Source organism: Methanobrevibacter sp. (assembly GCF_045577275.1).
In the GTDB taxonomy this organism is placed as follows: Archaea; Methanobacteriota; Methanobacteria; order Methanobacteriales; family Methanobacteriaceae; genus Methanobrevibacter.
The window spans coordinates 1-7,881 of record NZ_JAZNIB010000075.1 but is presented as its reverse complement, the minus strand read 5'-3'; the positions used below and the strand labels follow the sequence as shown (position 1 = coordinate 7,881).

General features: G+C 33.1%; 9 protein-coding genes and 1 pseudogene. 7 read left to right on the top strand and 3 right to left on the bottom strand.

All coding sequences use genetic code 11. The features are described from left to right. Positions 1-298: pseudogene (locus ACKI67_RS02645) on the top strand (glycosyltransferase family 1 protein); the annotation flags it as partial. 64 nt (positions 299-362) lie between these two features. On the opposite strand, the gene ACKI67_RS02640 reads toward ACKI67_RS02645, so the two are convergent. Together ACKI67_RS02640 and ACKI67_RS02635 are read right to left on the bottom strand one after the other, a co-directional pair. After that, on the bottom strand, positions 363-1,691 hold the full coding sequence (locus ACKI67_RS02640) for a prephenate dehydrogenase (RefSeq protein WP_407461852.1): 1,329 nt from the start codon (positions 1,689-1,691) through the stop codon (positions 363-365). Between the two features lie 125 nt (positions 1,692-1,816). Next, positions 1,817-2,224: a winged helix-turn-helix transcriptional regulator gene (locus tag ACKI67_RS02635; RefSeq protein WP_407461851.1), complete on the bottom strand. Its 408-nt coding sequence runs from the start codon at positions 2,222-2,224 to the stop codon at positions 1,817-1,819. A gap of 80 nt (positions 2,225-2,304) precedes the next feature. On the opposite strand from ACKI67_RS02635, the gene ACKI67_RS02630 reads away from it, so the two are divergent. Together ACKI67_RS02630 and ACKI67_RS02625 are read left to right on the top strand one after the other, a co-directional pair. Then, positions 2,305-2,598: a 4-oxalocrotonate tautomerase family protein gene (locus ACKI67_RS02630; RefSeq protein WP_407461850.1), complete on the top strand. Its 294-nt coding sequence runs from the start codon at positions 2,305-2,307 to the stop codon at positions 2,596-2,598. 76 nt (positions 2,599-2,674) lie between these two features. Beyond that, complete coding sequence (locus ACKI67_RS02625; protein WP_407461849.1) at positions 2,675-3,877, top strand: MFS transporter; 1,203 nt, start codon at positions 2,675-2,677, stop codon at positions 3,875-3,877. A 68-nt stretch (positions 3,878-3,945) separates the two neighbouring features. Here the strand turns inward: ACKI67_RS02625 and ACKI67_RS02620 are convergent, their stop codons facing one another. Then, on the bottom strand, positions 3,946-4,755 hold the full coding sequence (locus ACKI67_RS02620) for a TrmB family transcriptional regulator (RefSeq protein ID WP_407461848.1): 810 nt from the start codon (positions 4,753-4,755) through the stop codon (positions 3,946-3,948). A gap of 239 nt (positions 4,756-4,994) precedes the next feature. On the opposite strand from ACKI67_RS02620, the gene hcp reads away from it, so the two are divergent. From hcp to ACKI67_RS02600, 4 genes are all read left to right on the top strand, one after another. Further along, positions 4,995-6,293 carry a hydroxylamine reductase gene (gene hcp, locus ACKI67_RS02615; RefSeq protein WP_407461846.1) on the top strand — a complete coding sequence of 433 codons (1,299 nt, stop codon included), beginning with the start codon at positions 4,995-4,997 and terminating at the stop codon, positions 6,291-6,293. Positions 6,294-6,396: 103 nt separating this feature from the next. After that, on the top strand, positions 6,397-6,720 hold the full coding sequence (locus tag ACKI67_RS02610; RefSeq protein WP_394349904.1) for a cupin domain-containing protein: 324 nt from the start codon (positions 6,397-6,399) through the stop codon (positions 6,718-6,720). A 353-nt stretch (positions 6,721-7,073) separates the two neighbouring features. After that, positions 7,074-7,304, top strand: a complete 231-nt coding sequence (locus ACKI67_RS02605; protein ID WP_298536352.1) for an AbrB/MazE/SpoVT family DNA-binding domain-containing protein — start codon at positions 7,074-7,076, stop codon at positions 7,302-7,304. Beyond that, on the top strand, positions 7,301-7,717 hold the full coding sequence (locus tag ACKI67_RS02600) for a PIN domain-containing protein (protein WP_407461844.1): 417 nt from the start codon (positions 7,301-7,303) through the stop codon (positions 7,715-7,717). Before ACKI67_RS02605 ends, ACKI67_RS02600 begins: the two co-directional genes overlap by 4 nt. The last annotated feature ends 164 nt before the right edge of the window (positions 7,718-7,881 follow it).

Here is a 7,881-nt window from a genome sequence, read left to right as displayed (position 1 = left end):
CCTATTGTGTCTTGCAGACCTTGCAGTACTCACCAATGACGGATTGATGCTTCACGAAGCTATGGTATGCAATTTGCCTGTTGTAATATTAAAAAGAGTGAAGTGGGGCAGATACCATGACATGGTTTCAATCTTCAAAGGGGCAACTGTAGAATGTGACCTTGAAGACTTGGATGAAAAGATTTTTGAAGTCATGGACAATTATGATGAGTTTGCAAAAAGAACCGATGAGTATAGAACAGCTATTTTAAATGTAGGAGACAACATTTGCGATATTGTTGACGGATATTTAAAATAAGTCTAATAGCAATTCTATTCATCATTAAAATCTTATACTATTTCTTTCTATTTTTAGGAAATCATTATCTTATGGTTCCGCCAATTCCCTCAATGAATTCTTCAACATAATCTTTATCTTCCCTTTTGAATAATGTGTAATGGAAGGTATAGCTTTTTTGCGAATCATCTATCTGTTCACCATCATAAACATCAACAATCTCCACATCAATGACAGGTTCAATATTCTTAAACATCTCAAGCAAATGCTTCTCATCACATTTTGAAGGAAGTAGCACTGACAAGTTAAAATGCTCCAGTTGAAGATTATCCTTTTTCCATTCGAAGATCTCATTTTCAGACATTATGTCTACATTGGAAAGCTTGAAGCAAATTTCATCATTTCCTCCGGTTTCAAGTATTACAGATTTTGAACCGACTTCCTTTACAATTCCCATATGCACGTTTTCAGAGTGTTGGTGCTTCAAGCCCACTTCCTTGCCTATTGATTTTGCCAATACATTTGCTTTCTGGGTCAACATGCTTATTGCCTTGTCTGAACGAGCCAATGCGTCTTCATGTCCATCCAAATGCTTTGCTGATTCAACAACAGATTTGACAAAGTCGTCCTCTTTCCCTTCCTCAATCAAATTTGATAGGTATATGCTTTCCTTTATCAATGCTTCCCTTGCATTTGATGTTTCCAGATTATTTTTTTGTATGGAATAGTAGAGATAAGGGTTTTGATAAACCACACGGCTGACCATATCAAGCATAATGGTATAAACAGGGCTTGAAAAGTTTCTGGATTCCTTGACATTGATATTCAGCTTCCTTATTGTTGAAGCGAGGCTAATGTATGAAAAGTGAGTCAATCCCTGGACGATGCTCATATACTTGTCGTGTTCATTTGGTGTTGTGATTACAACTTCACATTCGGTTTTATCTAAATAGTCCTTTACACGAGGCAACCATTTAGGGGATCTGTTTTCGATAGGAGTCAATATGATGATTTGCCTTTGGAGTGTAGGAACTCTTGGGCCAAACATTGGGTGGCATGGCAATATCTCTGCATTTTCCGGAGCATATTTTTTCAATGCTTCTGATGGCTCTGTTTTCACACTTGCAACATCCATTAAGAGTGATCCTTCCGGTGCATGTGGAGCCACTTCCTTGATGGTTTCAACCATATGCTCTATAGGAACGCTGAAGACAATGATATCTGCATCTTTTATGGCTTCAATGTTGTTGTTGCTGTATTCAACAGCTATTTCCTCTGCAACAGCTTTTCCAGTGCTTTCATCACGGCTTGTTATGCGTATGTTGAAGTCATTTTTCAGGTGTTCCGCAAACCATTTTCCTAAACCGCGTGTACCTCCAATGATTGTCATATTGCTTTTATCGTTATTTGTCATGTTTGCTCCCCATTATTCATCATGCATTATTGTAATATCAAATAGTTTTTCATCAAACTTTCCAATCCTTATTTTTATAAAATTATATATTAATCATTTTTGATAATTTTTTTAGTCTATTTTTTTCATTCAATCTGTAAAATTTCCTTATACATTTCCTTTAATTCATTTTTAGCATGTTCTGAATAGTGTTCGTTGTCCTTATCATTTTCAATAGCAAACAAGAGCAATTCATAGAACACCTTATTGAATGATTTCCCCTTTTCAGTTAGGAAATATTCTGTATTCTTAGGATCTTCCTCATCTATTTTTTTATAGATTAAACCGTTTGTTTCCATTGTTTTAAGGCATCTGGACAATGATTTGTTATCTAAAGTTTTCCTATTGGTTTGAAATTCATTAAAATGGCTTTTTCCTAAAAACAAGTCTCGCAATATATGCAATGTCCATTTGTTGCTGAGGTATTTCACTGCATCCTCAACTGGATTTCGTTCATACTTCTTTTCATAATAATTCAGTTTTCTTTCATCCATATTTAAATATTGGATTTCAAACACCTTTAAGTTTTCTAATCTGCAATCAAATCAAAATCAATTATTTTTTAAGAATAAGTATGGAAAATCATTTATTTCTAAAAGGTGGCATTGATGCCACATTAAAGATTTATATACTGAACTTTAAACTTTTAATTGGAATTAACTTATTTGGAGATGAAAAAATGCCAGTAATTAGTTTTGATATTGTAGAATTAGAAAAAGAACAAAAAGAAATTTTAGCTAAAGAATTCGCAGAATCTGCATCAAGAGTAACAGGTTTACCAATTGAAATGATTTACGTACTTTTCAATGAAAGGAAAACCGATAATGTCGGTGTTGGCGGAGTTCTTTTAAGTAATCAGGAATACTAAGATTTTTCATTTTTATAAATGGATATTTTCCATTGATTTCCATAGTTTAAGATATTTTGATTAAAGGAGATATTAGATGAATAGTGAAAAAGCAGTTCAGATGACTACCTTTTTAGCAGGCTTGTTTGCAATATGCTCTGGTCTTGCTATAGGTAATTTGTATTGGGCTCAACCTCTCCTGGTGCAAATTACCAACGGTTTTGGACTTTCTGCAGCAAGCGGTGGATTATTGATCACTGCAACTCAAATAGGATATGCAATAGGCATATTATTCATTGTTCCATTAGGGGACTTTGTACGCAGAAAAAGATTGATAAGCATTGTAATGGCATTGTCAGTCATAGCATTGATTTCCTGTGCATTATCTCCTTCTTTCATAATATTGTCCCTATCATTATTCAGCATGGGAATAGTCACAATCTCAGGACAGATCATTTTGCCTCTTGCTGGTGACTTAAGCAAAGAGGAAGAGCGTGGACATATAGTCGGAATCGTTTCCTCTGGAATAACTGCAGGGATATTGTTTTCAAGATTTGCAAGTGGTATCATTGCAGGGCTATGGGGATGGAGATCTGTATACATAATTGCAGCTGTTTTAAACTTGATTATGGCTTTGGTCATAATATACATATTGCCTGAAATTCCAAGGAAAAATAAGCTTGAATCCTATAAAGGACTCATTTTCAGTGTATTCACTACATTCAAAAGACATAAGACATTATTCAGAATATTATTGCACAGCGGATTGATATTCGGTTTGGTATTTAATATATTCTGGACTTCCTTGACATTCCTATTGTCAGCAGCACCTTATAATTACAATACTTTCCAAATAGGTCTTGTTAGTTTGGCAGGGCTCACTGCTGCAGTGTTTGGAATAGGTCTTGGAAAATTGCAGGATAAAGGTTTAAGTGTCCCTGCTTTAGGAGTGTTTATAATTATTAGCATCATATCAATGATTGGAGGATATCTATTCCCTGATTCCATTTTAGCTATTGTTATCATTGCAGCTGTATTTTCAGTAGCTGTACAAGGAATATCCGTATTGTCTCAAGCAAGATTATTTGCTTTGTCCAATGAAGAGCGCAGTCGATTGAATACTGTATTTGTAGTTAACAATTTCCTCTTTGGAGCAGTTGGAAGCGCATTGGCTTCATTTTTATGGTCACAAGGAGGATGGGCATATGTCATGATGGGAACCATTTTCATTTCATTAATGGCATTAATCGTTTGGCTATCTTCAAGAAATCCTTTTTATGAAGTGGACAATAATATTTAATAATCATTTTTAAGCTATTAAAGAAGAGGAAAAATTATTTTTCCCCCTTTTTTCTTTAGTTTCTTTTTTTATGCTGTTTTTCCTTTATTTTTCTTATTCTTTTTTGCTTTCATCTTATTGAACTGATTCAGGAAACGCTCATCAAAGTTTTTACAGATGTCTTCATATCTGTTTTGAACCCCAACAGATGTTTCAGGAAGAATTGATTTTTCTTCTCCTGTAAATTTTACTATTGTACGGAAAAGCTCTTTTCCATCCCTAATGACTATTTTTACAAATTTGATGTCTGTTTCTATAATTTCCAAATTATCCAATTTAGCTTCCTCAAACATCTTGATGATTTCCAGCTTTTCACCATCGATGTAACATTCAGGAGTTGCAAGAATCTTTATTGGAACACCTCTTGGAAGCTCTTTGAATGCTTTTATAAGTGCTTCCCCTTCCCCTTCAAGGAGAAATCCTATTCTCATATTGATTGATTTACGAGCCCTCTTAATAATCTCAATCTCTTTATTTATGATGTTCTCACTTGTTTTGATTAGCCAAACAGGAGCTTGGATTTCAGATATGTTGTCATTATAGATTTCATCCAATTTCTCTTCGGAAGATTCAAGCTCTTTAATAAGTTCCTCTTTCTTATTTTTAAATATTTCATTTGGAGGCACTACATGGTATTCAAGAGGTCTTGTATGGGTTATTGTAATGAATCCTTTCTTATCCAATTGCTTTAGGGTATTGTAGATTTTGGATCTTGGAATCTCTGATGTTCTAGCTATTTCTTCAGCTTTTCCTGATATTATATTTGTCATTCCTATGTATGCTTTCGCTTCGTATCTTGTTAGTCCGAATTTTTCCAAAGATTCTATAATTGATTCCATATTTTCCCTCTTTAACTTATTTTGAATTGGATTATCATCTTTTCTTATATTTTACTTATGAAAATTGTTTTATAAATATTTTGTTACTTTTTACCCTGTACTAGTTACAAAATCTTTATAAGCACTATGAGAAATACCTTTAATTACACAAGGGAAAAAAGATAGAAAAAATTTCATTTTTTTCCTTTAATCGATGTAAAAAAATTAAATCTGAATTATTAAAAAAAGGACGTGTTATTATGAGCGATTTCAATATGTTTTGTTATCAATGTTCCCAAACTGCTAGAGGCAGTGCTTGTACCGCAAAAGGCGTATGTGGCAAGGATGCTCTTGTTGCAAGACTTCAAGACAATTTAATATTTGCTATGAAAGGTATTTCAGCTTACAATTACCATGCAAATGAATTAGGTGCAAGAGATGAAGAAGTGGATGAATTCTTGACTAAAGGTTTATACTCAACTTTAACCAATGTAAACTTCGATGCTGGAGACCTTATCCAATTAGGTCTTGATGCTGGAGAAGCTAACTTCAAAGTTATGAAAATGCTTAAAGAAGCTCACATTGAAAGATTCGGAGAACCTGTACCTGCTGAAGTTAAAGTAGGCGCTCAAGGTGGCCCTGCAATCATTGTAACCGGTCACGATTTATTGGCATTGGAAGAACTTTTAAAGCAAACTGAAGGAACAGATGTAAAGGTCTACACCCACAGTGAAATGTTGCCTGCTCACGGTTACCCAGAACTTGCTAAATACGAGTCATTGGCAGGCCAAATCGGTGGAGCATGGATTGATCAAAAGAAAATCTTTTCAGAGTACAATGCAGCTATCTTAGGAACCACCAACTGTGTATTGATTCCTAAGGATGAATATGCTGACAGATTATTCACTATGGATATCGTAAAGGTTCCAGGAGCAACCGTCATTGAAGATTATGACTTCAAGCCATTGATTGATAAGGCTATTGAATTAGGTGGTCCGGAAGCTGAAGAGCTTTCCACAATCACTACAGGTTTCGGATTAAGCACTATTTTATCCTTAGCACCTCAAATCAAGGAATTAGTGCTTGCTGGCAAAATTAAAAGATTCTTCCTTGTAGCGGGATGTGACACTCCAAACCCAAGAATGAACTATTACAGAGAGTTTGTACAGGAATTGCCTGAAGACACAATTGTACTTACTTTAGCATGTAATAAGTTCAGATTCAATGACCTCGATTTAGGGGACATTGAAGGAATTCCAAGACTATTGGACTTAGGCCAATGTAACGATGCTATCGTAGCTATTGATCTTGCAGTTGCATTATGTGACTTGTTTGAAATGGAATTGAATGAATTGCCTCTTACCATTGTCTTAAGCTGGATGGAACAAAAGGCAGCAGCTATCCTCTGGACATTGCTCTACCTTGGAAAAACCGACATGTTCATTGGACCTGTCCTTCCTGCATGGGCTAATGAGGATATCTTAAATGTATTGGTTGGAAACTACAATTTGACTCCTGTTTCAACTCCAAAAGAAGACATTAAAAAGATCATGGGATAAATTTCCCATAATCTTTTATTTTTAAAAAATCAAATATTTAAATAGCAAATATCTAAATACATTAATTAAAATTCACTAAAATCAATTGAAAGGAGAAATTACTATGGATTTAAAAGGAAAACCAATTGAAATGGAAAGCTTGATTGAATATCAGGAAGGCTCAGTTGTGAGCATGGAAGTAATCAAAAAGGAACTTGGTACTGTAACCGTATTTGCCTTTGACAAAGGTCAAGGATTAAGTGAACATAGTGCTCCTTTTGATGCTATGGTTCAGATAATCGATGGTGAAGCGGAAATCACATTAGCTGGTGAACCTCACACAGTCAAAAAAGGCGAGTTCCTAATCATGCCTGCAAATGTTCCACATGCTTTGCAAGCAGTTAATGGACCATATAAGATGGTTTTAACTATGATTAAGTCAGATTAGATTTAATCATCTTTTTTTCTTTTTTTTAAAATTTTATAACTATTTTTATCTTTTTTACTATTTATTAAATTTTACAATTCAGCTGTAATATTGCTTTAATTTCATAAAATAACTTCTATAATTTCTGCAATAGTTAAATAATAAGAAATTTAAATCCCTTTTTATAAACAATTTAATTTTATTTAGTTTTATATTAAACATCTCTCTTTTCTTAAAAAATTTTAAGAATGTTTGAAAAATAGGTATTTATTAATTTGAAAGTTAATTTTAAATATAACTGTCAATATATATTTCAATAGTTATTTTTGGATTAAGATAATAAAAATTAGCATTGATTTGTATTTGGTGATATCATGATTTATGCAGATACAAAAATTTATAAGAACAATCAAACAGCTATTCCATCTAAAATACGCAAAGAATGCAATATTGGCCCAGATGATATTATAGAGTGGATTTTAGATGATGATGGTAAAGTAACTTTAAATTTTAGAAAAAAAGTGAGTTTTAAAGAAATGAGAGGCTCTATCGATTTAGGATATAAAACTAATTCTGTAGAATTGGAAAAGGAGCTTTATGAATGAAAATCTTATTTGATACAAATTTTATTGTAGCTTATATCTTAAAGTCTGATGATACACATGAGAGAGCTATTCTTTTGGAAGACGATGAAAATATATTTGATAATGAACGTTACATTACAAATCATATTGTAGATGAAATTGTCACTATCATAGGTCAAAAATCAAATCCTGAAGGGGCATTAAAAACCTATAGGTTCTTGAAAGATAATTTCACCATAATTAATGAATATGATTGTTTTGACTTTAATGATAGGGTAATGGCAAGATACAATAAAATGAATGATGACAAAAGGCAAAAACTCGGTTTTACCGATGCTTCGATTATTGAAATTGCAAAATTATTCAAATTGGATGGAATTGTCACTTTTGATAAGGAATTTCAAGGAAATGATGAAGTGGATATAATAAGTTAATTAAATATGTATTGACAAATAGTTAATTACTATAAAAAATAAAAAATAAATCTAATTTTTTAAATTATCAATTAAATTATATGGATGATATTTATGAATAGTGATAAAGTAAAGGCAGGAGTACAAAGAGCACCACACAGATCTCTTTTACGTGCTTGTGGATT

What these genes read in the sequence shown, in the direction of transcription:
- ACKI67_RS02640 (WP_407461852.1), bottom strand. Translation starts at nt 1,691, where the DNA reads ATGACAAATAACGATAAAAGCAATATGACAATCATTGGAGGTACACGC.
- ACKI67_RS02635 (WP_407461851.1), bottom strand. Translation starts at nt 2,224, where the DNA reads ATGGATGAAAGAAAACTGAATTATTATGAAAAGAAGTATGAACGAAAT.
- ACKI67_RS02630 (WP_407461850.1), top strand. Translation starts at nt 2,305, where the DNA reads ATGGAAAATCATTTATTTCTAAAAGGTGGCATTGATGCCACATTAAAG.
- ACKI67_RS02625 (WP_407461849.1), top strand. Translation starts at nt 2,675, where the DNA reads ATGAATAGTGAAAAAGCAGTTCAGATGACTACCTTTTTAGCAGGCTTG.
- ACKI67_RS02620 (WP_407461848.1), bottom strand. Translation starts at nt 4,755, where the DNA reads ATGGAATCAATTATAGAATCTTTGGAAAAATTCGGACTAACAAGATAC.
- hcp (WP_407461846.1), top strand. Translation starts at nt 4,995, where the DNA reads ATGAGCGATTTCAATATGTTTTGTTATCAATGTTCCCAAACTGCTAGA.
- ACKI67_RS02610 (WP_394349904.1), top strand. Translation starts at nt 6,397, where the DNA reads ATGGATTTAAAAGGAAAACCAATTGAAATGGAAAGCTTGATTGAATAT.
- ACKI67_RS02605 (WP_298536352.1), top strand. Translation starts at nt 7,074, where the DNA reads ATGATTTATGCAGATACAAAAATTTATAAGAACAATCAAACAGCTATT.
- ACKI67_RS02600 (WP_407461844.1), top strand. Translation starts at nt 7,301, where the DNA reads ATGAAAATCTTATTTGATACAAATTTTATTGTAGCTTATATCTTAAAG.